Annotated in this window: 19 protein-coding genes, 2 tRNA genes and 2 pseudogenes; 12 read left to right on the top strand and 11 right to left on the bottom strand. The window is 68.8% G+C overall.

Annotated elements, in window-relative coordinates; translation table 11 throughout:
• Positions 1–514, top strand: a pseudogene (locus tag C471_RS05220) (DUF6498-containing protein); the annotation flags it as partial.
• 613 nt (positions 515–1,127) lie between these two features.
• On the opposite strand, the gene C471_RS16220 reads toward C471_RS05220, so the two are convergent.
• The 3 genes and pseudogenes from C471_RS16220 to C471_RS05205 form a co-directional block, all read right to left on the bottom strand.
• Complete coding sequence (locus tag C471_RS16220; protein WP_080505536.1) at positions 1,128–2,012, bottom strand: CPBP family intramembrane glutamic endopeptidase; 885 nt, start codon at positions 2,010–2,012, stop codon at positions 1,128–1,130.
• Positions 2,013–2,092: 80 nt separating this feature from the next.
• Positions 2,093–2,700: pseudogene (locus tag C471_RS05210) on the bottom strand (SDR family NAD(P)-dependent oxidoreductase); the annotation flags it as partial.
• The gene (locus C471_RS05205; protein ID WP_004046996.1) at positions 2,697–3,089 is read right to left on the bottom strand and encodes a hypothetical protein; all 393 of its coding nucleotides are present in this window, start codon (positions 3,087–3,089) and stop codon (positions 2,697–2,699) included. The gene C471_RS05205 and the pseudogene C471_RS05210, both read right to left, overlap by 4 nt.
• A 136-nt stretch (positions 3,090–3,225) precedes the next feature.
• On the opposite strand from C471_RS05205, the gene C471_RS05200 reads away from it, so the two are divergent.
• Positions 3,226–3,921, top strand: coding sequence for a PH domain-containing protein (locus C471_RS05200; protein ID WP_004046995.1), 696 nt, complete (start codon positions 3,226–3,228; stop codon positions 3,919–3,921).
• Positions 3,922–3,927: 6 nt separating this feature from the next.
• Complete coding sequence (locus C471_RS05195) at positions 3,928–4,500, top strand: PH domain-containing protein (protein ID WP_004046994.1); 573 nt, start codon at positions 3,928–3,930, stop codon at positions 4,498–4,500.
• Between the two features lie 51 nt (positions 4,501–4,551).
• Here the strand turns inward: C471_RS05195 and C471_RS05190 are convergent, their stop codons facing one another.
• Positions 4,552–5,535: a DUF7544 domain-containing protein gene (locus tag C471_RS05190; protein ID WP_004046993.1), complete on the bottom strand. Its 984-nt coding sequence runs from the start codon at positions 5,533–5,535 to the stop codon at positions 4,552–4,554.
• A gap of 334 nt (positions 5,536–5,869) precedes the next feature.
• Here C471_RS05190 and C471_RS05185 point away from each other — a divergent pair, with 334 nt between their 5' ends.
• From C471_RS05185 to C471_RS05175, 3 genes are read left to right on the top strand one after another with little or no spacing between them, the layout of a single operon-like run.
• Complete coding sequence (locus C471_RS05185; protein WP_004046992.1) at positions 5,870–6,589, top strand: hypothetical protein; 720 nt, start codon at positions 5,870–5,872, stop codon at positions 6,587–6,589.
• Between the two features lie 37 nt (positions 6,590–6,626).
• Positions 6,627–7,466, top strand: coding sequence for an ABC transporter ATP-binding protein (locus tag C471_RS05180; protein WP_004046991.1), 840 nt, complete (start codon positions 6,627–6,629; stop codon positions 7,464–7,466).
• Positions 7,467–7,525: 59 nt separating this feature from the next.
• Entirely contained in the window at positions 7,526–9,076 is a 1,551-nt protein-coding gene (locus C471_RS05175; RefSeq protein ID WP_239638619.1) for a hypothetical protein, read from the top strand.
• A 90-nt stretch (positions 9,077–9,166) separates the two neighbouring features.
• On the opposite strand, the gene C471_RS05170 is transcribed toward C471_RS05175, so the two are convergent.
• Together C471_RS05170 and C471_RS05165 are read right to left on the bottom strand one after the other, a co-directional pair.
• Positions 9,167–9,241: transfer RNA gene (locus C471_RS05170), tRNA-Glu, on the bottom strand.
• 142 nt (positions 9,242–9,383) lie between these two features.
• Positions 9,384–10,448, bottom strand: coding sequence for a M20/M25/M40 family metallo-hydrolase (locus tag C471_RS05165; RefSeq protein ID WP_004046989.1), 1,065 nt, complete (start codon positions 10,446–10,448; stop codon positions 9,384–9,386).
• A gap of 115 nt (positions 10,449–10,563) precedes the next feature.
• On the opposite strand from C471_RS05165, the gene C471_RS05160 reads away from it, so the two are divergent.
• The gene (locus C471_RS05160) at positions 10,564–11,697 is read left to right on the top strand and encodes a zinc-dependent metalloprotease (RefSeq protein ID WP_004046988.1); all 1,134 of its coding nucleotides are present in this window, start codon (positions 10,564–10,566) and stop codon (positions 11,695–11,697) included.
• A gap of 49 nt (positions 11,698–11,746) precedes the next feature.
• Positions 11,747–12,103: a hypothetical protein gene (locus tag C471_RS05155; RefSeq protein WP_004046987.1), complete on the top strand. Its 357-nt coding sequence runs from the start codon at positions 11,747–11,749 to the stop codon at positions 12,101–12,103.
• Between the two features lie 82 nt (positions 12,104–12,185).
• On the opposite strand, the gene C471_RS05150 is transcribed toward C471_RS05155, so the two are convergent.
• A complete protein-coding gene (locus tag C471_RS05150; protein ID WP_049908980.1) occupies positions 12,186–12,677 on the bottom strand; it encodes a CBS domain-containing protein in 492 nt (163 codons plus the stop codon).
• Positions 12,678–12,798: 121 nt separating this feature from the next.
• A tRNA-Met gene (locus tag C471_RS05145) sits at positions 12,799–12,952 on the bottom strand.
• Between the two features lie 158 nt (positions 12,953–13,110).
• Between C471_RS05145 and C471_RS05140 the strand changes: the two genes are divergently transcribed.
• A complete protein-coding gene (locus C471_RS05140) occupies positions 13,111–14,556 on the top strand; it encodes a DUF7115 domain-containing protein (protein WP_169332422.1) in 1,446 nt (481 codons plus the stop codon).
• Between the two features lie 128 nt (positions 14,557–14,684).
• Complete coding sequence (locus tag C471_RS05135) at positions 14,685–15,890, top strand: mechanosensitive ion channel family protein (RefSeq protein WP_004046984.1); 1,206 nt, start codon at positions 14,685–14,687, stop codon at positions 15,888–15,890.
• A 60-nt stretch (positions 15,891–15,950) separates the two neighbouring features.
• Here C471_RS05135 and mutL read toward each other — a convergent pair whose 3' ends face one another.
• A complete protein-coding gene (gene mutL, locus C471_RS05130; protein WP_004046983.1) occupies positions 15,951–17,717 on the bottom strand; it encodes a DNA mismatch repair endonuclease MutL in 1,767 nt (588 codons plus the stop codon).
• On the bottom strand, positions 17,707–20,604 hold the full coding sequence (gene mutS / locus C471_RS05125) for a DNA mismatch repair protein MutS (protein WP_004046982.1): 2,898 nt from the start codon (positions 20,602–20,604) through the stop codon (positions 17,707–17,709). The genes mutL and mutS overlap by 11 nt, the downstream gene beginning before the upstream one ends.
• 125 nt (positions 20,605–20,729) lie before the next feature.
• On the opposite strand from mutS, the gene C471_RS05120 reads away from it, so the two are divergent.
• Together C471_RS05120 and C471_RS05115 are read left to right on the top strand one after the other, a co-directional pair.
• Positions 20,730–21,455: a hypothetical protein gene (locus C471_RS05120; RefSeq protein ID WP_239638618.1), complete on the top strand. Its 726-nt coding sequence runs from the start codon at positions 20,730–20,732 to the stop codon at positions 21,453–21,455.
• Positions 21,456–21,557: 102 nt separating this feature from the next.
• Positions 21,558–22,112 (top strand): J domain-containing protein, encoded by a 555-nt coding sequence (locus tag C471_RS05115; protein ID WP_004046980.1) that lies wholly within the window; start codon positions 21,558–21,560, stop codon positions 22,110–22,112.
• Positions 22,113–22,145: 33 nt separating this feature from the next.
• Here the strand turns inward: C471_RS05115 and mobA are convergent, their stop codons facing one another.
• The gene (gene mobA, locus C471_RS05110) at positions 22,146–22,841 is read right to left on the bottom strand and encodes a molybdenum cofactor guanylyltransferase (protein ID WP_004046979.1); all 696 of its coding nucleotides are present in this window, start codon (positions 22,839–22,841) and stop codon (positions 22,146–22,148) included.
• Between the last annotated feature and the right edge of the window lie 4 nt (positions 22,842–22,845).

Here is a 22,845-nt window from a genome sequence, read left to right as displayed (position 1 = left end):
CGCCCTCGCGCTGTATCTCGGTGCGCTCGCCGTGAACGCCGCGGGGTTCGCGCTCACGTACGCGCCGATCGAGTACCGGCGGTACGGCGATCGGCTGGTCGCGTACGACGCGTGGCTCGACGAGCCGCAGTGGACCGCTTCGGTCGACCGCCTTCGAAACGCGAGCGTGGTACCCACCCGACTCCCCGACCGCGCGTTCGGCGCGCGGACCGTCGAACTGACCGTCGGCGTCGGCGACGACGAGGCGGAGCGGTTCGTCGGTCCGGTCGCCGACGGAGAGGCGCTCGTCTCCGCGTTCGACCTCCCGATTCGATCCACCGACCTGCCGCCGATGGACCGGCGAACCGCCGCCGTCGCGGTCGGTGCCGGAATCGCAGCCGCTGTCGGTGCGGTCGCGTGGCTCGTCGGACCGTGGGGATCGTCGAGTGATCTCGTGCAAATCATCTTCCTGCTACCGTTTCTCGTCTGGCCGATCTGGTTGCTGTGGCGGTGGGCGTACACCGAGCCGGAGTGAGCGTTCTGTTGGTCCGTTCAGAGAGCGACCTGTTCCCTCTCTGTTGCGTCGATACGGGTGAACTGGCCACCGTCAGCATCGGCAATCCGTCGTGCCCCGTGATGGGACTCTCCCTTGGTTCGACTGGACTCGTCTGTGGCGTCGTCGCTTCGCCCCCCGCCTCAGCGAGCCGAAGCGACGACTGTCGACCGGTTCCCGATCCGCCGTCAGTGAACTCCCCCGCCCTACCGATCGCCTGACGACTCGCGCTTGAGGGTGGGCCTGTGGAACGAGCGTCGAACGTGTTTGAGAAGGGGTTCACGAGGGCAAAACTCTCCATCTACGAACGGTACGGGTCCGGGCCGTCGCCTCGTCGGAGACCTAGTCCTCATCACCTGACGATTATCCGAGCGGTGGAGACGCCGACGAATGTAAGGCCGATGATGGCGTCGGGGGAGGAATGCTACGATCGCTTCGAGGCGGCGCTTCCCCAGGTAGTTTCGTCGAGAAGGAGTTCGAAATGTCGTGGTTCTTCCCAGCCGAGGTCAAGGTAGCGGCGAAGAGCTCACTTCGATGTGGAACTAATGCTCTCGGGTCGAGAGCGTATACTCCCCCGCCCAGAATACGCAAACGGTCAGTTCGTCGCACTCTGGCCGAGTATCGGGAGTGTCAAATCCGTCGCCCACTGCCGGTAAAACAAGGTGAGGAAGACGTACATCACCAACAGAACGCCGTAATTCGGCCAGACGCCTGTCCCGGGGTCGACGACGAGCGGCCAGAGATTGCCGATACCGTGGAGGAACATCACGAGATATAGGTTTCGCGTGGCCGCGTAGATGGCCCCGTACATGATGCCCGTGGCCGTCAGCAAAACGAGAGTCACGATAAGCGTCCCAGTGGACACGTCTCTGACGATCAGGTACACCGGGATATGCAGCAACGCAAACGCCAGCGCGGCGGTGAGTATTCCGATTGTCGTTTGAACTGTCGCTGACCCGACTGTCACTTTCGAAATGATCTTGTTCTGGAGATACCCCCGAAACGCCAGTTCCTCGACCGGACCGGTGAACAGATACAGCGCGACCGCACTGATGAGGACTCCCTGCACGGTCCAATCGGGTGGAGGTGTGAGATAGAATGCCATCAATCCGAATGAGATATCGTTACCCGCGGCCAATCCCAATCCTGCAGCCGCGACATTCGCCACGAGAATGACCACGCCGGTTGCAGCGAGTGCCGGACGCACTAGCCGTGGGGCCAAGCCGAGTTCCCGGTAGCCGACACGCTCGTATCGAAGGATGCCCACAGCGATACCAAGTTGGACGATACCGGATGGAATCGTCCATACCCCTTCTTCAATGGTTGAGAGATCATCGCCGAACAGCCAGCCAGACACGGTTACCGAGATGAGTATCCAGCCAGCGAACGCCAGTACCAGTCCGACTGCCGCCCACCAGCCAGCGCGAAAGGTCGGGGGCCAGTCGGACTCCGGCTCGGTTGGTGGCGGCGATCGTTGCATGTGGACAATATGTTTGAGTGACAGGAATATCTATTTTGGTTATGACGGTCTGTTTGTCAGCCGAATTCATTCTACGTTCCCGTCGACGGAACGAACCCCGGATGCACGCAGTTGACCGTGACCGCGGCGTCGTCCGAAGGTCGGTGGTCAAGCTCGACCGTGAACGCGATGTTCGCCAGCTTCGAGCGGGCGTACGCGTCGAGTGAGTCGTACCCGTCCGTCAGCTGTAGGTCGTCCAGATCGAGTGTCGCCCGCCGATGGATGTCCGAGGCGGTGACGACGACACGCGGATCGGGCGCGTCACGGAGATGGTCGAATAATTCGTGCGTTAGGAGGTAGGGAGCCAAGTGGTTCACCGCGACGTGATCTCGATTCCGTCCGGACTCTCGCGCCGCGACCCGGCCGAGAGTCCGGCGTTGTGAGCGGGTACGTCGATCCGGTCGTATTCTCGTTTCACGGTTGCTGCGAGGGATCGGACGGTCGATTGGGAGGCGAGGTCGGCCTGATGGAACGCGATCGTTCCGGCAAGGTCACTGGACCGTTCCACGAGGGCGGCTCCCTTCGACTCGTCGCGGCCGACGACTGCGACGGTCGCACCTCGCTCTGCGAGGTCAATCGCTGCCACCCGTCCGAATCCGCTCGTTCCGCCGGTGGGAAGGACCGTGCGGTCGGAGAGATCGTCGGTCATTCCCCGTTCCGACGCCGGCGGTCGAAAAGCGCGAGTAGCACGTACGCGGCGCCGATCACGCGGACGCCGTCGGTGAGGTGTTCGTTCCACTCCACCGATTCCGGGTCTTCATACACGAGCGGCCCCGCGATTTGCTCGTACAGCCGCGGGACGAAACACAAGACGGCACCGAAGATTCCGGTGAGGTTCATCAGCCACGCGTAGAGGCGGCCGTCACGGAGCGCGGCGAGCGCGATAACTACTCCCTCCGCCCGAATCATCAGGCCGAACCACGAATGGACGGTGTTTTCGCCGGGGCCCTCGACCGCGATCGCCTCGAATACGTCCACGATCCGGTCCGGAACGAGCGCCGTGAAAACGCCGAGCGCGCCGAGGAACTGCCGTAGCATACGTGCTCATTCGGTCTGGAGTAGGTTAAGAGTCGGCGTCGGGGGAGTGGACTCATCACGGTTCGAACGTCTCACCGAGCAACGATCGCCATCGTCCGTCGGGAGTTTAATGCGGCCATCTAGCAAAGCCCCTCGTATGTCCGAGACCGCTGCTATCGACCCTGACACTGCCGACTGGCTAACTCTCGACGAGGACGAAGAGATCGTTTGGTCCGGGAAACCGCACGAGAGTAGCTTGATCCCAGCGCTTGTCGTCGGATTGCCTCTCTCACTCGTCCTCATTGGGTTGTTCATCATCGCCGGAACCTATCTTCAACGCGAGAATACGCGGTACGTTGTGACGACCGATGGGCTGTACAAGAAGACGGGAATCCTCTCGCGTGACGTTCAGCGCATCGATTTCGGAAAGGTCCAAAACACCTCCTACAGCCAGGGATTCTTCGGCTCTCGATTCGGCTACGGAAACGTCGATATCTCGACCGCTGGCGGCTCCGGCATCGAGATGCAGTTCCGGTCGGTCCCCGACCCGCGCGAGGTTCAGGAGCTCATCAACAAACGTGTGAAGGGCAGCCGTGGTGAACCGACGACGGGATCGGGCGAAACCAAGCGCGACGTACTCGACGAGATCCTCGTCGAACTCAGAGCGATCCGCTCAACGCTCGACGCACGACAGGAGACGACAGGAACCACATCGCCCTCGACGCCCACCACCGCCAACACGGCGGATGAACAATCGACCGATGAGGGCGACACCAGCCACACTGGATCCGTGAGCAGCAACTCGAGAGCCGAGAGCTCTCCCGCCGACGAAGAGTCGGATGGTGAACGGTAGCCAACCATGACGGAGTCGATCGACCCGGCGATCCCGCTCGACACCACCGAATCGGTCGAATGGTCCGGCCGCCCGCGGATCACTACCATCCTTCCGGCAGTCGTGATCGGCGTTTTCCTCCTCGTCTCCGGGATCGTGGGCAGTGTTGCTAGAGAAACCCCGCTCTTCCTCGCGGTCGTTCCACTCGGAGTGGCGCTCCCGATCTGGAAGTATTTCGCCCTCCAAGGCGTGCAGTACGTGATAACGGACGAAGCACTCTACGTGAAACGCGGCGTTTTGACCCGGTCCGTCACACAGGCGAACCTCGAAACCGTCCAGAACAGCTCCTTTGGGCAGGACATCACGGGATCGATCTTCGGGTACGGCTCAGTGACGTTCGAAATCGCGGGTGGAGACGACCTCTCGTTCCGGGCGATCGAAGACCCGCGTGCCATCCGGGCGCTCGTCGATCGAGCAGCAATGACCGACGATGGTCTCGGTGGCGACGGTCGACGGGAATCCGGTATCCCCGGAGATCTGACGCAGTGGCAGCAAATTCGTGACGAGATCCGGGCGATTCGCGGCTCTCTCGAAGAGTAGTCGTTCGGGAAAGCCAGAGGGCGGTGGACGCCCTCATTGGGCGTCAATCGCTCAAGACTCTTCGCTCGCCGGCGGGTGGACGGATAAGACGTCGAACGTCTCCTCGATGTCACCGAGCACGAGCAGCGCGTAGTACCGAAGATACGTCACGACGGGGATCTGCGCGATCGTCCAGACGACGAGCATCGAGAGTCCGAACAGGAGCGCGAGTGAGACGAGGACGGCGATCCCGACCGGCGACGACAACGAGACCGTCACGTGCGCGATCGCGGCGATGATCAGAGCGGGGATGAGAAGCACGATTGCGACGATCCCGACCACGATCGAGGCGATGATCCCGGCCGCGACCGTCAACAGGAACGCGATCACGACGTACGCCAGATACTGCTTCCACGCGGTCTTGATCGATCCCCAGAGGCGACGCCACGCCGCGAGTACCCCCGAGTCTGCCTGAATCATGAGCGGCACGACGAATACGGTCGTGAGTCCCGACACCAACGCGTACAGGACGCCGATGAGAAACACCACCGGGATCCCGATTATGAACGCCGCGGCGGGGATCGTGGGGTCGCGTCCGGTCAGAATCGGAACGATGAGCAGTGCGAGCCACCCGGCGAACAGCGCGATCATCGGGAGCCCGATCGCGATCCGGAATCCGAACAGGCGGAGCCCCTGCCGCCAGCGCCGCCGCCAGTGCCGTCGGAGCGACACCTCGCCGGTGCGGAGCGATTCGATCAGCACGAACTCCATGATCGCGCCGATCAACGCGAACAGCCCCCCGAGGAGGAGTCCGGCGGCGACGAGCACGACGACGAGCGTGACCACGTCGACCGGGAGACTGAACGGGAACTCACCGGTCGAGACGTCTCCGGGCGGCGTCGACGTGTTGAACTGTGCCGTCGGGAAGCTCACGCCGCTCCCGACGAAGAACACGACGAGCGCGAGCTTCAGCCAGCGGCGTACCTCGATCGGCGTCAGAAACTCCCGGGTGACGCCGAACGCTTCCTCGACGTTTTCGACTGCGTGGAGGGGCATGAGTGGAGATAGTCAAACCGAATAGTTAGCCCTTCTGGTGGTAGATCACAGCGGCTTGTGGCACAGGCGGGACGACATTTCTCGCCGATTCCGAATCGGACCATACCGTCATTTTATATGTGAGTCTCGCTGTCAGATAGAGTGTGGCCCTCCTCAATCCCCCCCGAGAAGTCCCGCGCCTCCTCCGTGAGCAATCGAAACTGCCCCTACTGGTAGCGACATCGGTCATCTGCTACCGAGCGCTCGTCGGGACGGACGGAGGACCGTCCCGATCAGGCGCATCGCCGGGTCACTGCTCCGCCGATCAGCTCGACACTCCCCGCTCCTCCGCTTGATGCTGTACACGGTCGTCGGAATCGGCTTCATCGCGCTCGGTCTTGCGATCGGTTGGTACGGGACCCGGCCGCTCGCGGTCGTTCCGAGTGTCCTCCGTACCACCGTCCGAGAGCCAAGCGAGGTGACGGATGTCGGATCATTCGTCGTCTGCCGCGGCATTGCGAATGAATCAGGCGAGACCCTTACGACTCCGTTCACGGGATCACGGTGCCTCGGCTTCGAGTTCGTGGTCACCGAACGGCAACCGTTCGGGATCGGGATCCCGTGGTTTCAGGCTTATCTCGACGACGGCGTGGCGACGCGTCCCTTCACCCTCGACGGTCCGGCCGGGACTCTCGACGTCGCTCCGTCCGCCAAACGGTTCGCGCTCGATACGGACTCGACGGTTATCACCGTCGGTGCCAGTGAAACGCCGCCCGAGCGCATCCGACGGTTCGTCGACGTGCGAGACGAACTCGACCCCGTTGCGAGATGGGCACGGATCATCCCGGGACTCGGGACGCGGCGCTACGTCGAACGGCGGATCGATCTAGGCGAGGAGTATCTCATTGCCGGAGTCACGGAACGCCAGCAGAACGAGGTCGTCCTCGCGGGCGATCTCGTCATCACCGATCGGTCCCCGAGACGGTTCGCGCTCGCACGGCTCCGGCGGGCGGTGTTTCCGACGGTGATCGCGCTGGCGTTCGTCGCTGTCGGAGTCGGAGGCATCGCTCTATGACCGACTGCGGTACGAACCTGACCATCCATCCGTCACAATGACACGAGACACGAACGCCATCGAGACGCGTGAACTGACGAAGCGGTTCGGGACAGAGATCGCCGTCGACGGACTCGATCTCACCGTCGACCACGGCACGGTGTACGGCTTCCTCGGACCGAACGGGGCCGGGAAAACGACGACGATGCGGATGTTGACGTCGCTGACGCGACCCACCGACGGAGAGGCGTGGATCGACGGACGCCCCGTCTCGGAACGTGATTCGATCAGGACGTCGATCGGCTATCTCCCCGAGGAACCGCCGGTCTTCGACGAACTCACCGGCCGCGAACAGCTCGAGTACTTCGGTCGGCTTCGTGACCTTCCCGCTACCGAGATGGAGACTCGGATCGAAGACTGGTTGGACCGATTCGATCTCATCGACGACGCCGACAAGCGGATCGACGATTACTCGAAGGGCATGCGTCAGAAGATCGGGCTGATTCAGGCGCTGGTACACGAGCCCGATGTCGTCTTCCTCGACGAACCGACCAGCGGGCTCGACCCGCGAGCGGCTCGGACCGTCCTCGACGTCATCGCGGAACTGACGGACCACGGCCACACGGTGTTCCTCTCGACGCACATCCTCTCGGTCGTCGAGGAACTCGCGGACGTCGTCGGCGTCCTCTACGAGGGCGACCTCGTTACCGAGGGCTCACCCGCGGAACTGACGGCGCGGATGGAAGCCGAGGAGGGGACGACCCTTGAGGACGTGTTCCTTTCCGTCACTGCCGAACGCGGACCGACAGCTTCCGAATCGGCTCCCGGGAACGCCGGAGACGCTACGGCACGACGAGACGGACGAGCCGAGGACGACGAACGGATTGCAGACCGATGAGGCGAGCGAAACGGCCGCGGCTCATCGCCCGGACCGAACTCCGGCGTCGCTGGCGGACGATGAAGGGGAACACGATGCAGCTGTTGGCGCTCGCGTTCGCTGGCGTCATGCTGCTTCCGTTCTCGCTTGGCGGAGTGTTCGGGGCGTACCTCGCTGGGGGGTTCATCGCCGGAAGCGAGACCGAGCCGCTCATCGAATGGGCCCGGATGGCGTTCGTCTACGGGTGGATCTTCGTGGTCGGGTTCGGTGGATATCGCGCGTACGCCGTGGCCCTTCGCCCAGACAACCTCGACGGCTTGTTGACGACGGTCTCTCACCGGGACGTTATCGGTGGCCTCGTCCTGGCCGAGCTCGTGCTCTGGTCCGCGTTCTTCCTCACGGTCGGAAGCGCCGCCACGGTTGCGTTCGCCGTCGGTGCTGGCTCGCTGCTCACGATCCCCGCCCTCTTGCTCACGTTGTGTCTCTTACTTGCGACCGGGATCCCGGCCGGCTTCATCCTCGCGCTGGGGGTGCGAAACGCCGGCGTTCGATCACGGCTACTCAGTCGTCTCCGAACGCTGTTTCTTTTTCTGCTCGGTATCGGATACTTCGCGCTGATCTTCACGAACGCGTTCGCGTCGGTGTTGGAACCGATCTATCGAGTGCTCGCCCCGACGCCGATCGACTGGTTCGGCGATCTCGCCGCGTCGGGGCTCGGTATCGGGGCGTCACCGCTCAGAGCGATCGGCGCGGTGGGGTTCACGGGAGCGTTCGTCGTTGTAGCGATCGCGTCCCTGTACCGACTCGCAGCGTGGCTCTGGTACGCCGATGGCGTTCATATCACCCACGAAGCCGAGCGGTCGGACGACGGAGCGTCGCGGTTTCAGGGGCTCTCGAAGGTCCTCTCACAGCCAGTTTTCGGTGTCGTTGCAGTCGACTGGAAACGTGCCCGCCGGTCACCGATCTCGCTGTCGTTCGCGTTGTATCCCCTGATCGTCCTCGCCGGCCCGAGCGTGACGGCCGTCCAAACGGGGGAGATCGGAACCGGGCTCCCGTTGTGGATTCTGCTCAGTGGAACGTGGGTTTCCGGGTCGTTGTTCGCGCTCAACGTAGTGGGTCAGGAGGGCGCAGCGCTCCCCGTTACACTGCTCTCGGAGGCTCCCGATCGGTCGCTGGTCATCGGACACGTCCTCTCCGGAGCCCTCCTGATCGCGCCGGTGACCGTCGCGGCGACCGTTATCGCCGGGATTCTGAGTCCGCATTCGGTGCCGGTCGCTGCGAGCCTCGGCGTGTCAGCGCTCGTCTTGTCGGCCGCGTCGGGAGCGATCGGGACCGGGATCGGAGTCGTATTTCCGCGTTTCGAGGCCGTCAGTGTCTCTCGAAGCACGAAAGCGATCGTCCCCAGCGCCTTCGCATTCGCGGTCTACTCGGTCGCCGTGCTCGTCGTCTCGCTCCCGACCGTTATCGCTCACTCTGGGATTGCCGGCCACGCGCTCGCCTCGGTCATCGGCGTCAACCGGCTCGCGATCGGTCTCAGTGGGACGCTTGTTTCGGCTGTCTTCGCGTGTCTCGTGGGTATCGTCTCGATGTACGTCGCACGAGACCGTGTTCGCGACTACCGTCTCGGGTGAGCGACCTGTCACAGAGGAACGAGGAGGAAGCCCACGACTTCAGTCGTGGGTTACTGACGGCGAAAATCGGGAGAAGGCGTCGAATGAGGATGCTCCGGCTGGGATTCGAACCCAGGTCATTGCCGTGAGAGGGCAATATGATTGGCCGGACTACACCACCAGAGCGCGTCCGTTCGACGCAATTACGGGTACGGCAGGATATTGTAAAACAGTTCCGTTTCGACCCCGCCATGTCCCGGTTTACCGTGGCCGATCGTCTCGATGTCGCCGGTGGAACGCGTCGTTCGCGTCGGCCCCAGGCTCGGTTTCACACGTCGACCGCGAACGGGGCGGCGTCGCTCGCGCCGTCGGCGATCGCGGCGAGGAGATCTGCGACCGCGTCGAGGTCGCCGGTGTCGACCACCTCGACCGGCGTGTGCATGTACCGGTTCGGGATCGAGACGTTGAGCGACGGGACGCCGCCCCGGGCCGTGTAGAACGCGTCCGCGTCGGTACCGGTCCGGGAGCCCGCCGCCTGCAGCTGCACGTCGATGTCGTCGTCCGCCGCGGCGTCGCGCGCGAGGTCGACAAGGACGGGGTGGTTCGCGCTGCCGCGACCGATCACGGGACCGGCGCCGAGTTCGATCGGGCCTCGGTGCTCGCCGTCGACGTCGGGGTTGTCGGTGGCGTGGGTGACGTCGACCGCCACGAACGCGTCCACCGCGTCGAGGTCGACGCCGACCATCCGAGCGCCCTGGAGCCCGACCTCCTCCTGTACCGTCGAGACGGCGTAGACGGTGGCGTCGGCGTCGCGCTCGGCCGCGCGGCGGAGCCCCTCCGCGGCCGCCCACGTGCCGGTCCGGTTGTCGATCCCGCGGGCGGCGATCCGGTCGCCGACGAGCTCCTCCACCTCGGTCGAGAACGTGACGGGGTCACCGATCTCGACGTGCTCGCGGGCCTCCTCGGCGTCGGTCGCGCCGATGTCGACGAACTGCTCGGCGATCTCCTCGTACTCGTCCTCCGAGGGGTCGCGCAGGTGGATCGCGGTCTGTCCGATCACGCCCTGCACGGGCTCGTCGGCGTGCACGGTGACGTGCTGTCCCTTCGAGACGGTGCGGTCGGAGCCGCCGATCCGGGCGATCCGGAGGAAGCCCTCGTCGAGCACGTCGCGGACGATGAACCCGATCTCGTCGGCGTGGCCCGTCAGGGCGATGGTGGGGGCGTCGGGGTCGCCCTCGTGGACGGCGACGGCGTTGCCGTAGGCGTCGACGGAGACCTCGTCCGCGAAACCGCGGACGTAGTCGGCCCAGACGCGCTGGCTCGGCGTCTCGAACCCGGAGGGGCTGGCGGTCGCGAGCAGGTCGTCGAGGAACGCTCTCTGTGAGTCGCGCATACGCGTGGCTGTCCGGCGGTCGGCAAGAAACCGCCGATACCGGGCGGCGGAGCCGGGCGAGAGAGGTCGCTGTCGCCGACACAAGGGACTTGAGGCGCGCTCTCCTCCGGTTCGTATGGACATCCTCCGAAGCCTCCGGACCGTCTCCGAGGCCAGCGGACCGGGCGTCGTCGACTGGGACCGGGCCGCGGCGGCCGCGAAGGCGAGCACCGACCCCGGATCGCTCGCGCTCACCGACGCGGAGCGGGCCGGGTACGCGACCGACGTGCGCGACGCGCGCTCCCGGCTCCGGGAGGTTGCCGGGATCGAGTTCGACGTGCCCGACGCGATCGAGGTGCAGAACCGCCACCACTGGATCGACGCCAGCGTCGGCACGTTCCGGAACGTGATGGCGCCGATCGAGGCGGCCGCGACCGGGCGCGACGAGGGGTCGTCCGGCGTGGCCGACGACGAGTCGCTCGACGGCGTCGCCGAACCGACCGGCGGGATCGTCGAGCCGGCCGGCGGGCCCGTGGGCGCTCCGGCCGGCGACCTCACGCGGGGATTCGCGCGGGACCTCTCGCGGATCGCCAACACCGGATCGATGGCGTTCACGCTCGGATTCTTAGCGCGCAACGTGCTCGGCCAGTACGACCCGCTCCTGTTGGCCGACGAGCCCGACGCCGACCACGGGCTCTACTTCGTCCACCCGAACATCGTCGCTGTCGCGGCGTCGCTCGACGTCGACTTCCCGCGGTTCAGGCGCTGGATCGCCTTCCACGAGGTGACGCACGCGGCGGAGTTCGGCGCGGCGCCGTGGCTCCCCGAGTACCTCGAATCGCGGGTCGAGCGCGGGATCGAGGGGCTCGCTGGCGGCGGGGGACGCACCGGCGGCGGACTGACTCCGGGCGGGCTCCCGGTCGACGCCCTCGACACCGAGCCGTTCGCGGAGCTGCAGGCGGCGATGACGGCGGTCGAGGGGTACGCCGAGGTGCTGATGGACCGCGCCTTCGACGGCGAGTACGCCGACCTCCGCCGGAAGCTCGACGAGCGCCGAGGCGGGGGCGGCCCGGTCCGGCGGCTCGCGCGCCGGCTGCTCGGGCTGGGACTGAAGCGCCGGCAGTACGAGCGGGGCGCCGCCTTCTTCCGAGAGGTCGCCGACGCCCGCGGGATCGAGGCGGCGGGAGCCGTCTGGGAGCGCTCCGAGAACCTCCCGACGCGCGCCGAGCTCGACGACCCCGCGGCGTGGCTGGTCCGAGTCGATCCCTGACCCGCTCGAAATAGACGCATTTTTAGTGAACGATCCGGATCGGTTTGGTATGGCGACTCGTGACGACCGGTGTGGAGGCGGACCGGACGGACCGGGCGAACCCGTCACGCTCCCCGACGTGGTCCCGTTCGACCTGACGCACCTCACTCGGTTGAGTTGGGAGCTCGGATCCCGGACGGTCGAGGGCGAGGACGCGTCGCTCGTCGGCGACTGGAGCGCCCGGGACCGTCAGTGGGAGATCGCCGTGTTCGACGTGACGAGCGAGACGGTCGTGTTGCGGGCGCGGACGCCCGTCGGGCGCGAGCGGTTCTACGGCGCGATCCGATCGGAGATGCGGTCGGCGACGCGAGCGCTCGACGCGGACGCCGCGTGGCGGAGCACCGAGTCGGAGTCCTCCCGCGGTTGAGGCCGTGGGCTTCCATCTCGTTCCGCTGTGAGTCCGGCGACCGGGACCGGCGGGTAGCGGCGGGCGACCGCGTCGCGGCTCGCTACAGTCGCTCGTCTCGGAACGCCCGTATCACGTCCTGGCGAGCGATGATTCCGACGACCCGGTCGTCGTCGTCGACGACCGGGACGCGGTTGATGTTCGGGTCGTCGCCGGAGAGCAGATCGAGCACCACGTCCACGTCGGTGTCGGGGGAAACCGTCGCCACGTCGATGCTCATCACCTCCGAGATCGGGCGGTCGGCGTTCCGGAGCATGTCGACGCCCAGATCGAGGTCGCCCCACGGCGGCTTCACCTGATAGGTGAGCGTGTCAACGAACGGCGGGAGCCCGATCGGGATCCACAGCGTCTCGTCGTCGGGTTCGAACAGGTCGACGAGGTCCGACTCGGTGACGACGCCGACCACTCGGTCCTCCTCGTCGACGACCGGGAACCCGCTGAACTCGTACCGAGCGAACTTCTTGAACACGTCGGCCACGTCGTCGTCCGGGGCGACCGTCTTCACGTCGGACTCCATCAGGTCACGCGCTTGCATACGGTCGCCGTCGCGTCGCTCATGGGTAGGCGTTTCGACCGGGCTCGGAGGGGCGGAAACGCGGAACTGCGGTCGTCGACGAGACGCGAGGCTCGCCGGGAGAACGGGGCGTAGAACTGAGTGGCCGGGGTGGGCTCCGAACCCACGATCTCCGCATGTCCCAGGTCCGAGGCTCGGCGGAGCCACGGGAAGGACGCGGACGCTTCCAAGGCGTCACCGCACCGAATCTCCGAACCCTATGAGTGCGGCGCTATGTCCAGCTAAGCCACCCGGCCTCACTGTTCCGTACCGCGATGAAACCCTTTAACCTTCCCATCCGTCGGGAGGTTGCGAACCCGTGACAGAGTCGGCGCGGTCGCCCGGTTCGGTCCCCCGCGGCGATCACCGGCGCGGACCCCGCGGATTTATGGCCGACGGGGCGGATCTCCGGGATATGAGCCTTCCCGAACTGCTCGCTGGGACCGTCGGCGACGAGGAGGTCGTGGCCGAGGTCCCGCTCGGGGGAGCCGACCGACTCGCGGTCACGCCGACGCGGTCGCTCGTCTACCGCGGCGACGGCCTGCTGTCGGACGAGTCGGTCGCGGAGTACTCCCACGACGTCGAGCGCATCGCGGTCTCGACGGGTCGCCGCAAGGCGAAACTCACCCTCGGCTACGGCCTCGACGGCGACGAGACGATCTCGGTGCCGGCCAAGCGAGCCGACGACGTGCTCCACCCGATCCTTGCGGGCGTCCTCTCCGCGACGGGCGTCACCGACCCCGGCGAGTCCGTCGTCCGCACCTTCCGCTTCTCCGAGCTCACGCTCGTCGTCACCAGCGACCGGGTCGTCAAACACGTCGGCTCCGCCGTCTGGGACGAGGAGTTCGAGGAGTTCGCCTACGACGACATCACCGACCTCGACTTCGAGGAGGGGACCGTCGCGACCGCGGTCGTGTTGACCCACGGCGGGCGCTCAGAGCGGTTCAAAGCGCCCAACGAGTCCGCCCGGGCGGTCCGGGAGACGCTCGTCGACGCCGTCTGCTCGTACTACGGCGTCGACAGCCTCGAAGAGTTCCGCGTGACCGTCGCCGACGAGGACGACGGCGCGGCGGCCGACACCGCGGGGGACGCCGGCGGCACCACCGACTTCGGCGAGGGACCGGACCCGCTGTCGGCCTCGCCGGTCGCCGACGCGGAGGCGGAAGCGGAGCCGGGTTCCGAGGGGACGCCGGAAACGGGGTCCGCGTCGGAGCCCGAACCCGGACCGGGGGGTGCCGGAACGGATCCGGCGTCCGGAACGGATCCGGCGTCCGAAGCGGATCCGGCGTCCGGTGGCGAAGCGTCGCCCGACGGAGCGTCGACGCCCGGCGAGGATCCGACGGCCGGTGAGGGTTCGACCCGCGGCGGCGAGGCGACCTCGTCGGTCGTAGACGATCCCGCGGACGCTCCGAACACGGAGTCCATCGAGGAACCGATTGCCGGCCACGCGGTCGATACCGACCCGTTGACGGACGATCCGCTCGCCGACGACCCGGTCGGGAATTCGGAGCCGTCCCCCGTCGCCGACGCCGACTCGGCGGCGCGGTCCGAGACCGGCTTCGCGAGCGACGCCGCGGGAGAGGCGACGGCGGAGGAGATCGCGGGGACCGAGGCGGCGGACGAGACCGATCCGGCCGACCCCGCCGGTCAGGCCGCCCCCGACGACCACGCCCAGGCGGCCGAGCCGACCGAGGAGGACGCCTTCGACGGGTCGCCGTTCGAAAGCGCCGGCGTCGAGGGCGAGGATCTCGCGACCGAGGTGGCGGAGCTGCGTCACACCGTCGAACAGCAGTCAGAGCGGCTCGACAGGCAGTCCGCGCTCATCGAACAGCTGATCGAGGAGCTCCGCCGCGGCCGCTGACTCCGGACCCGGCAGCCCCGGCTTCCTAGCCCGTTCCCTCGGTCGATAACCACAGGGGACCACTTTTACCTGCGAGGGAGAAGCGTCCAACAGTGACCGCACAACTGGGAACGCGACTCGACGCGCTGATGGGGAGCGTCGCCACCACGGAGGCCCGCGTCGCGGTGACGGCCGGGATCCTGCTCGCGACGCTCGCCGTCGGCTGGCTCCTTCTCCCGCGCGCCGTCCGGGCCGCGGAGCGGGTCACGACGCGCTGGCTGGAACGGTTCCTCGACGGACGCGGCGAGAACTCGATCGAGACGATGCGAGAGGCCGTCCCGGTCTCGTTCGCGCTGCGGCTCCTCGTCGGGGTCCTCCAGCTCGCGCTGTTCGCGCTCGCCGCCGTCGCGATACTGGCGCTGTGGGGCCGGTTCGCGGTCGTCGTCGCGGTGCTTCCCGTCGCGGAGAACGCGCTCGCGATCGGCGGGCAGGCGTTCCTCTCCCTGCTGCTCCTCGGCGCCGCCTACGTCGCGAGCGACGTGTTAGAGGAGTACGTCGAGGACCTCTCGGCCGACAGCGACCGCATCACCGCACACCAGGAGCAGCTGCTCAGCCGGATCATGCAGGTGGGCGTGCTGGTGATCGCGGGGATAACCGTCCTCGGGATCTGGGGCGTGAACCTCGGCGGCCTGCTCGTCGGGGCCGGCTTCCTCGGGATCGTGCTCGGGATGGCGGCCCGCCAGACGCTCGGATCGCTGATCGCCGGCTTCGTGCTGATGTTCGCGCGCCCCTTCGAGATCGGCGACTGGGTGGAGATCGGTAACGAGGAGGGGTTCGTCACCGAGATCACGATCATGAACACCCACATGCGGAACTTCGACGGCGAGTACGTCGTCGTGCCAAACGACCTGGTCACCAACCAGGCGATCACGAACCGGAGCCGCGAGGGCCGGCTCCGGATCCACATGGAGGTCGGGATCGGCTACGACGACGACCCCGACGAGGCCAGCGAGATCGCCGAGGCGGTCCTGACCGAGATCGACACCATCGCCAACAACCCGAAGCCGTACGTGATCCCCTCCGGCTTCGGCGACTCCGCGATCCTCCTCGACCTCCGGTTCTGGATCGAGCCGCCCACCCCGCAGGCGCGGTGGCGCTCGAAGGCGACCGCCGTCGAGCTGATTCAGGACCGCTTCGCGGACGCCGGGATCTCCATCCCGTACCCGCAGCGGACCGTGTCGTACCCGCCGGAGACGACGGAGGCGGCCGAGACCGTCGAGCGCGTAGAGCGCCTCGACGACGACGGGCGCTCGGAGGGGAGCGGCGACGGGCGGGCGAGCGACCGCCCCGCGTAGCGGCGACCCGTCCGCCGACCGGTCCGCCCCTCACCGGTCCGCCCCTCACCGGTCCGCCCCTCACCGGTCCCGACCGAACCCCGCCGCGAAGGTCGCCGCGTCCACTGAGAGCACTGTCGGCCGCCCGTGCGGACACGCGTACGGGCGCTCGCACTCGCCGAGCCGGTCGAGCAGCGCCCGCTGCTCCGCCGGCCCCAAGTCGCCGATCTCGCCGCGCTTCAGCGACGGGTGACACGCCAGGTCCGCGAGCAGGATCTCCCGCGCATCCCGCGGCGATTCCCCGTCCGAGAGGGACGCGAGCGCGTCCCGGAACGCGTCCGCGTCTGCCGCCCGCCCGAACGGCGCCGGGACGCTCCGGAGCCTGACGGTCCCGCCGCCGAACGGCTCCGTCTCGAATCCGAGCGCGGCGAGGGCGTCGGCGTGCGCCTCCGCGGCAGCCGCCTCGTCGGCCGACAGCGACGCGGTCGCGGGCGGATCGAGCGGGGCGGTCGGCACTTCCTCGCCGTCGAACGCCCGAGCGAGCCGCTCGTAGTTCACGCGCTCGTGAGCGGCGTGGCCGTCGATCACGAGCAGCTCGTCGCCGGTCTCGACGAGGAGGTAGAGGTCGCGGAACGTCCCGATCGGATCCGCGTCCGCGAACGCCGCCGGGCGCTCCCCCTCGTCGCCGCCGACCGAGTCGAGCGCCCCGTCGAGCCCCGTCTCGACCTCGGCCTTCCGCCGGAGGTCGGCGCCGGTGAGCGCGTCGGCGACGGCCGATTCGACCGCGTTCGCGACCGCGTCGGCGTCGCGCAGCCCGACCTCCCGCTTCGCCGGGTGGACGTTCGGGTCCACGCGGGCGGGCGGCAGCGACACGTCCACGGCCGCCACCGGCTCGCGGCCGTCGGGGAGCAGGCGACCGTATCCGGCCCTGACCGCGGCCGCCAGCCGGTCGTTCCGGACCGGACGCCCGTTCACCGAGACCCGGACGTGGTCGCGGGAGGAACGCGTCACCGAGGGGTACGCGAGGGCGCCGGCGATGTCCGTCGAGACGGAGTCGCCCCCTCCCGTCGCGACCTCGGCGCTCGCCGCGACCTCGGTCGAGCGGCTCGCGGTCTCGCGGTCGTACACGCCCAGGAGCGCCTCCGTGATCCCGGAGCCGGGCGTCGACAGCGTCCGCGATCCGTCGTGCTCCAGCGTGAACGCGACATCGGGATTCGCCAGCGCGTAGTCGGCGACCAGCGCGGAGACTCGCGCGAACTCGGCCGCCGGCCCCGCCAGCGACTCCCGGCGCGCGGGCCGGGTCGCGAAGAGGTCCTCGACGACGACGGTGGTGCCGCGGGCGCGCCCGGCGTCGGTGACGGTCGAGTCGCCCGGATCGCCCTCGCGGCCCGATCCCCCGCCCGACGCCGTCCCGTCGACGACCACTCGCGTCCCGATCGCGTCGCCGTCGCTGGTGACGAGTTCGAGCCGCGCGGCCTCGGCGACCGCGGCCAGCGCCTCGCCCCGGAAGCCGAGCGAGTCGACGCCGACCGGGTCGCCGTCGGGCGCGAGCTTGCTCGTCGCGTGGCGCTCGACGGCGAGCCGGGCGTCCTCGCGACCCATTCCGCGCCCGTCGTCGGCCACCCGGACCCGGTCGGTGCCGTCGCCGTCGACCGCGACCTCGACGCGCGAGGCGCCGGCGTCGAGCGCGTTGTCGATCAGCTCGCCGACGACCCGAGCGGGGCGGGTCACCACCTCGCCGGCGGCGATCCGATCGACGGTGTCGGGGTCGAGCCGGCGGACGCGGGCCGTCCCCGCCGACGCCTCGCCCGCGTCGGGCTCGCCGGGAGCGCGCTCCTCACCCGTCATCGTCGACTCGCGACTGGAGGTCGTGGAGGGCGTTCAGCGCCTCTATCGGCGTCATTCGGGCGAGGTCGAGGTCGCCGAGGGCGGCGGTCAGATCGGTCTCGGAACCGGCCGACCGGTCGGTCCGGGCGTCGCGGTCGGGCGCGTCGGGAGAGGACGCTCCGTCGCCCTCGTCTTCTCTCCCTCCCTCCGTCCCCTCCTCTTCGGCGAGGAACTCCCGCAGCGAGGCGTCGGCGTCGTCGCTCCCGTCGCCGTCGGCCGCGGGATCGGCGCCGTTCGTCTCGGTGTCGGTCCCTTCGGCGCCGACGGCCTCCGCGTCGTCCGTCTCCGCGGCCACCAGGTCGCGGGATCGCTCCACGACGGGCGCCGGAACCCCCGCGAGCTCGGCGACCTCGACCCCGTACGACGAGGAGGAGGCGCCCGGGACGACCCGGTGGAGGAACGTCACGTCGCCGTCCTCGCGGGTCGCCGTGAAGTGGAGGTTGAAGGCGCGCTCGCGCTCCTCCGCGAGATCGGTCAGGTCGTGGTAGTGGGTGGCGAACAGGGCCGTCGCGCCCAGCTCGTCGTGGATGAACTCGGCTGCGGCGCGGGCGATGGCGCGCCCGTCGGTCGTGGCGGTGCCGCGGCCCACCTCGTCGAGGAGGACGAGCGAGTCCGGCCCCGCGTCGTGGAGGATCTCGGTCAGCTCGCTCATCTCGCGCATGAACGTCGACTGGCCGCCCGCGATGTCGTCCGAAGCGCCGACGCGGGTGAACAGGCGGTCGAAGACGGGCAGCGAGGCGGCCTGTGCGGGGACGAACGAGCCGGTCTGCGCGAGCACGACCGCGAGCGCGACCGACCGCATGTACGTCGACTTCCCGCTCATGTTCGGGCCCGTGATCACCGCGATCGACCCGCGCGGGAGGTCCGCGTCGTTCGGGACGAACGACTCCTCGGCGCGCTCGACCACCGGGTGGCGTCCGCCCTCGATCTCGACGCCGGCCTCGGGAGCGGCAGCGGGGTCGGCGACGATCTCCGGGCGGACGTAGTCGCCCTCGACGGCGACGGTCGCCAGCGAGCGGAGCGCGTCGAGCTCCGCGAGCGCGTCCGCGAGCCCCTGGATCCGCTCCGTCTCGCTCGCGACGCGGTCGCGCACGTCGACGAACAGCTCGTACTCCAGGGCGTCGGCGCGCTCCGCGGCGCCGACGATCTCCTCCTCGCGCTCCTTGAGTTCGGGCGTGTAGTAGCGCTCGCTGTTCTTCAGCGTCTGTCGCCGGCGGTAGTCGTCGGGGACCCGGTCGAGGTTGGCGTCGGTCACCTCGATGTAGTAGCCGTGGACCTGGTTGTGGCCGACCGACAGCGAGTCGATCCCGGTGCGCTCGCGCTCGCTCGCCTCCAGCTCTGCCACCCACTCGCGCCCCTCGCGCTCGGTGGCGCGGAGGTCGTCGAGGTCGCCGTCGAACCCCTCGCGTATCACGCCGCCCTCGGTGATCTCCGGCGGGGGGTTCGCGGCGATCGCATCGTCGATCAGCTCGCGGACCTCGGTGAGCTCGTCGAGGCGGTCGCGGAGGTCGCGGAGGTGGTCGGTGCGGGGGAAGTTGGCGTCCGCGTCGGCGTCCGCGTCGGCGTCCGCGTCGCCGCCGCTTTCCGGCTCTCCCGCGCCGTTCGTCCCAGCCAGCGTCGCCTTCAGCTCCGGCACGACCGCGAGCGTCGCGTGCAGCGAGCGAAGGTCGCGCGCGTCGGCCCGCCCCCGGGAGATCCGCCCGACGAGGCGTTCCAAGTCGTAGGCGGTCCCGAGCGCGTCGGCGACTCCCTCGCGAACGAGAGTGCGGTCGGCCAGTTCGCCGACCGCGTCGTGACGGCTCCGGATCGCGTCGGCGTCGACGAGGGGGCGCCGGAGCCAGCGCTCCAGACACCGGCGGCCGAGCGCGCAGCTCGTCTCGTCGAGCGCGTCGAACAGGGTGTCGCTCGCGCCGAGTCCGCGGTTCTCGAACAGTTCGAGGCTGCGCTGGGCGGCCGCGTCGAGCCGGAGCCGGTCGCGCGGGTCGTACCGACGGAGCCGAGTGACGTACGAGAGCGGGCCGTCGTCGCCCTGCGTGTACTCGGCGTACGCGAGCACCGCGCCCGCCGCCCGCAGTTCGGCGTCGCCGTCGAACCGGCGGTCGGGAGCGGGGAGGTACGGCTCCAGCCGCTCGACCGCGGCCCGGCGCCCGAAGGCGTCGGGGTCGTACGCGTGGGTCGCCCAGCCGCGCTCGGCGTCCGACGGCTCGAAGTCGGGCGCGTCGGGGCCCGCGATCAGCTCCGCGGGCGCGATCCGGTCGAGCTCCTCGGCGACCGCGTCGCGGTCGCCCGACGTGACGAGGCACTCGCCCGTGGAGACGTCGACGGCGGCGAGGCCGACGGTCCGATCGGCGGCGCGGTCGGCGCCCTCACCGCTGCCCCCGTCGCTCCCGTCGCCCCCGGCCGCCACCGCCGCCACGTAGTTCGTCGTCCCGGCCTCCAACAGCTCGTCCTCGACGACGGTTCCGGGGGTGATAACCTCGGTGACGGCCCGGTCGACGAGGCCGGACGCCTGCTCGGCGTCCTCGACCTGGTCGCCAATCGCGACGCGGTAGCCCGCGTCGAGCAGCGACTCGAGGTAGGGCGCGGCGTTGTCGATGGGGATCCCCGCCATCGGGTAGTCGCCGGTCGAGTCGGAGCGCTCCGTCAGCGTCACTTCACAGACGCGGGCGACCGCCGCGGCCGCCTCGCAGAACGCCTCGTAGAAGTCGCCGACCTGGAACAGCACGAGGGCGTCCTCGTGGGCCGCACACAGGTCGGCGTACTGCGAGAGCATCGGCGTCAGCTCCTCGCGGGCGTCGGCGATCCCCGGCGGGAGCCCGGTTACCGTCTCGCGGTCCGCAGTCGGCATACCACGGATCCGGTCGTCCGCGTGCATAAACCGTGCGGAGGCGGGCGGAGGGAACCGGCCCGTCGGCCGGAAGCGAACTCGCCCGAATCCGGAGAACTAAGTCGACCCGTAATTTCTGTCAACGCATGTCAATTACCTCCGATCCGATATCTCTGGCGGTGCTCGCGGTGAACACCCTCGTCGGCGCCGTACTGGTCGTCAGCGCGTACGACCTCAAAGACCGCGTCCTCGGGTGGATCAGTTGGCTCGGCGGCGCGATCGTCGGCGGGTTCGTCGGCTGGGTGGTGCTCCCAGAGTTCATCGCGACCACCCCGGCCGCCGGCCAACGGTTGGTCCTCGCCGGGGCGGCCGTGTTGGTCGGCACCGTGCTCGGCCGCGTTCTGATCCCGCTGGCGGCGCGGTTCGCGGTGTCGATCGCGGCGTTCGTCTTCGCGACCCTCGCCGTGTTGGTGTTGACCGCCGGCGAGTCGCTCCTGCGACGGTTCCACGATCCCGAGGCGTCGGGGCTCGACGCGGTGGCGGTCGACGCGGCGGTCGAGTCGTCGCTGCTCTCCCAGCCCGAGTTCCAGCAGTTCCTCCTCGTCGCGGTCCTCGTCGGCGCGGTCGCCGGACTCCTGGCGATGCGGCACTACGACTACATCATCACGCTCTCGCTCGTCGCCCTCGGCGCCGGACTCGTGGCGACGACCGTCCCCGTCTGGCAGGCGGTCGTCGCGGGCGAGCCCGTGGCGTTCGTCGAGCAGGCGAGCCTCTCGAACGCCGCGTTCGCCGCGGTGTTCGTCGCCGGGATCGCGGTCCAGTACGCTCGTCACTCCGGGAGCGGGTCCGGGGGGAACGACGTGCTCGCCTGACCGAACGCCACACATCCGATCGAACGCTCTGTCGCCCGATATCCGACGGGAGCGCTCGGCTCTCGCCCGAGCGCTTACAACGCTGGAGCCCCGAGAGTGCCTGTGACGAACCGCGCGATCGTCGTCGGCATGGCAGCGACGTTCATCGGACTGACGGCCCTCCTGCTCGTCGCCGGGATCGTCGTCTCTCCGGTCCTGTTACCGGTCGCCGTTCCGTTCGCCGCCGTCGCGTACTTCCTCTGGTACCACGCCAGCGGTCGGCTCCGCGACCGCGTCCGGCGCGAGGCCGCGCGGGCGGGCCCCGGGGAGCGCGCACGGGCCCGACAGCGCGCGAGAGCCGCCGAACACCGTCGATCGGCGTACCGCTCGGCCGGCGCGACGGACGGCGGGTTCGGCCGCGGCGCCGCGGGGAGCGCCCGCGGTGGCGGCGGTCGGGACGCGACGGGGGCCGGTGACCCCCGCGACCGTGCCCCATCGACGAGCGGGATGTCCGAACGCGAGGCCTACGCGACGCTCGGGCTCGATCGGACCGCCGACGGCGAGGCGATCCGGTCGGCCTACCGGGAGCGGGCGAAGCGGGTCCACCCGGACGGGGAGGACGGCGACGAGGCGGCGTTCAAGGAGCTGAACGAGGCGTACGAGCTGTTGAAAAAGTAACCGCGGCTTTTCGCTCCACTCCCGTCGCTCCGATCACCGAGCGTCGCGGTCGATCCCGGCGAGCGCCTCCTCGATCGCGGCCTCCGCCTCTGCGAGCTCCGCCTGCGTGTTGACGTTGGTGAACGTCTGCGGCGCGGTGCGTTCGCGGATCTCCGCGTCGCCGACGACGACGCGATCGAGGTCGTCGATCGGCGCCAGCACCTTCCGATCGCCGCGGGCGAGGGCGCGCTCGCAGGCGGTCGCCATCGCGCCGGCGTGGTACACTGCCTGCGTCGTCTGGAGCCAGCGGTCGTTGAGCCGGGGGAGCGCGGCCTCGTACCCGGCCGCGTCGTCGGTGAGTCCGTCGAGAAACGACGGGTCGACGAACGGCATGTCGCAGGCGACGACGGCGACGTACTCGTCGGGGGCGACTCGGCAGGCGTTTCGGATGCCCGCGACCGGCCCCAGATCGGGCTCGTCGTCGACCGCCCAGCGGAAGGGAATCGGGAGGCCGTCGAGCGCGCCCGCGATCGCCTCTCGCTGATCGGGCCGGCAGTTGATCACGAGCTCGTCGACGACGGGGTCGCCGCCGGCGGCGCGGTCGGCGCCCGGCGGGACGGGGTCGCCGTCGCCGGCGAGTCGGTCCGCGACGCGCCGGATCATCGGCACGCCTGCGAGCGGCGTGACGGCCTTGTCGCGGTCGCCGAAGCGCGTCGAGCGTCCTCCGGCCAGGATGGCTCCGGTTGTCACGGGT

This window comes from Halorubrum saccharovorum DSM 1137 (genome assembly GCF_000337915.1).
GTDB lineage: Archaea > Halobacteriota > Halobacteria > Halobacteriales > Haloferacaceae > Halorubrum > Halorubrum saccharovorum.
The sequence above is the reverse complement of the archived record's forward strand: the minus strand, read 5'-3'. Positions and strand labels throughout refer to the sequence as shown.

What these genes read in the sequence shown, in the direction of transcription:
- C471_RS05200 (WP_004046995.1), top strand. Translation starts at nt 3,226, where the DNA reads ATGTCCGAGACCGCTGCTATCGACCCTGACACTGCCGACTGGCTAACT.
- C471_RS05180 (WP_004046991.1), top strand. Translation starts at nt 6,627, where the DNA reads ATGACACGAGACACGAACGCCATCGAGACGCGTGAACTGACGAAGCGG.
- C471_RS05165 (WP_004046989.1), bottom strand. Translation starts at nt 10,448, where the DNA reads ATGCGCGACTCACAGAGAGCGTTCCTCGACGACCTGCTCGCGACCGCC.
- C471_RS05175 (WP_239638619.1), top strand. Translation starts at nt 7,526, where the DNA reads ATGAAGGGGAACACGATGCAGCTGTTGGCGCTCGCGTTCGCTGGCGTC.
- C471_RS05195 (WP_004046994.1), top strand. Translation starts at nt 3,928, where the DNA reads ATGACGGAGTCGATCGACCCGGCGATCCCGCTCGACACCACCGAATCG.
- C471_RS05150 (WP_049908980.1), bottom strand. Translation starts at nt 12,677, where the DNA reads ATGCAAGCGCGTGACCTGATGGAGTCCGACGTGAAGACGGTCGCCCCG.
- C471_RS05140 (WP_169332422.1), top strand. Translation starts at nt 13,111, where the DNA reads ATGAGCCTTCCCGAACTGCTCGCTGGGACCGTCGGCGACGAGGAGGTC.
- mutL (WP_004046983.1), bottom strand. Translation starts at nt 17,717, where the DNA reads ATGACGGGTGAGGAGCGCGCTCCCGGCGAGCCCGACGCGGGCGAGGCG.
- C471_RS05160 (WP_004046988.1), top strand. Translation starts at nt 10,564, where the DNA reads ATGGACATCCTCCGAAGCCTCCGGACCGTCTCCGAGGCCAGCGGACCG.
- mutS (WP_004046982.1), bottom strand. Translation starts at nt 20,604, where the DNA reads ATGCCGACTGCGGACCGCGAGACGGTAACCGGGCTCCCGCCGGGGATC.
- C471_RS05205 (WP_004046996.1), bottom strand. Translation starts at nt 3,089, where the DNA reads ATGCTACGGCAGTTCCTCGGCGCGCTCGGCGTTTTCACGGCGCTCGTT.
- C471_RS05185 (WP_004046992.1), top strand. Translation starts at nt 5,870, where the DNA reads ATGCTGTACACGGTCGTCGGAATCGGCTTCATCGCGCTCGGTCTTGCG.
- C471_RS05120 (WP_239638618.1), top strand. Translation starts at nt 20,730, where the DNA reads ATGTCAATTACCTCCGATCCGATATCTCTGGCGGTGCTCGCGGTGAAC.
- C471_RS05190 (WP_004046993.1), bottom strand. Translation starts at nt 5,535, where the DNA reads ATGCCCCTCCACGCAGTCGAAAACGTCGAGGAAGCGTTCGGCGTCACC.
- C471_RS16220 (WP_080505536.1), bottom strand. Translation starts at nt 2,012, where the DNA reads ATGCAACGATCGCCGCCACCAACCGAGCCGGAGTCCGACTGGCCCCCG.
- C471_RS05155 (WP_004046987.1), top strand. Translation starts at nt 11,747, where the DNA reads ATGGCGACTCGTGACGACCGGTGTGGAGGCGGACCGGACGGACCGGGC.
- C471_RS05135 (WP_004046984.1), top strand. Translation starts at nt 14,685, where the DNA reads ATGGGGAGCGTCGCCACCACGGAGGCCCGCGTCGCGGTGACGGCCGGG.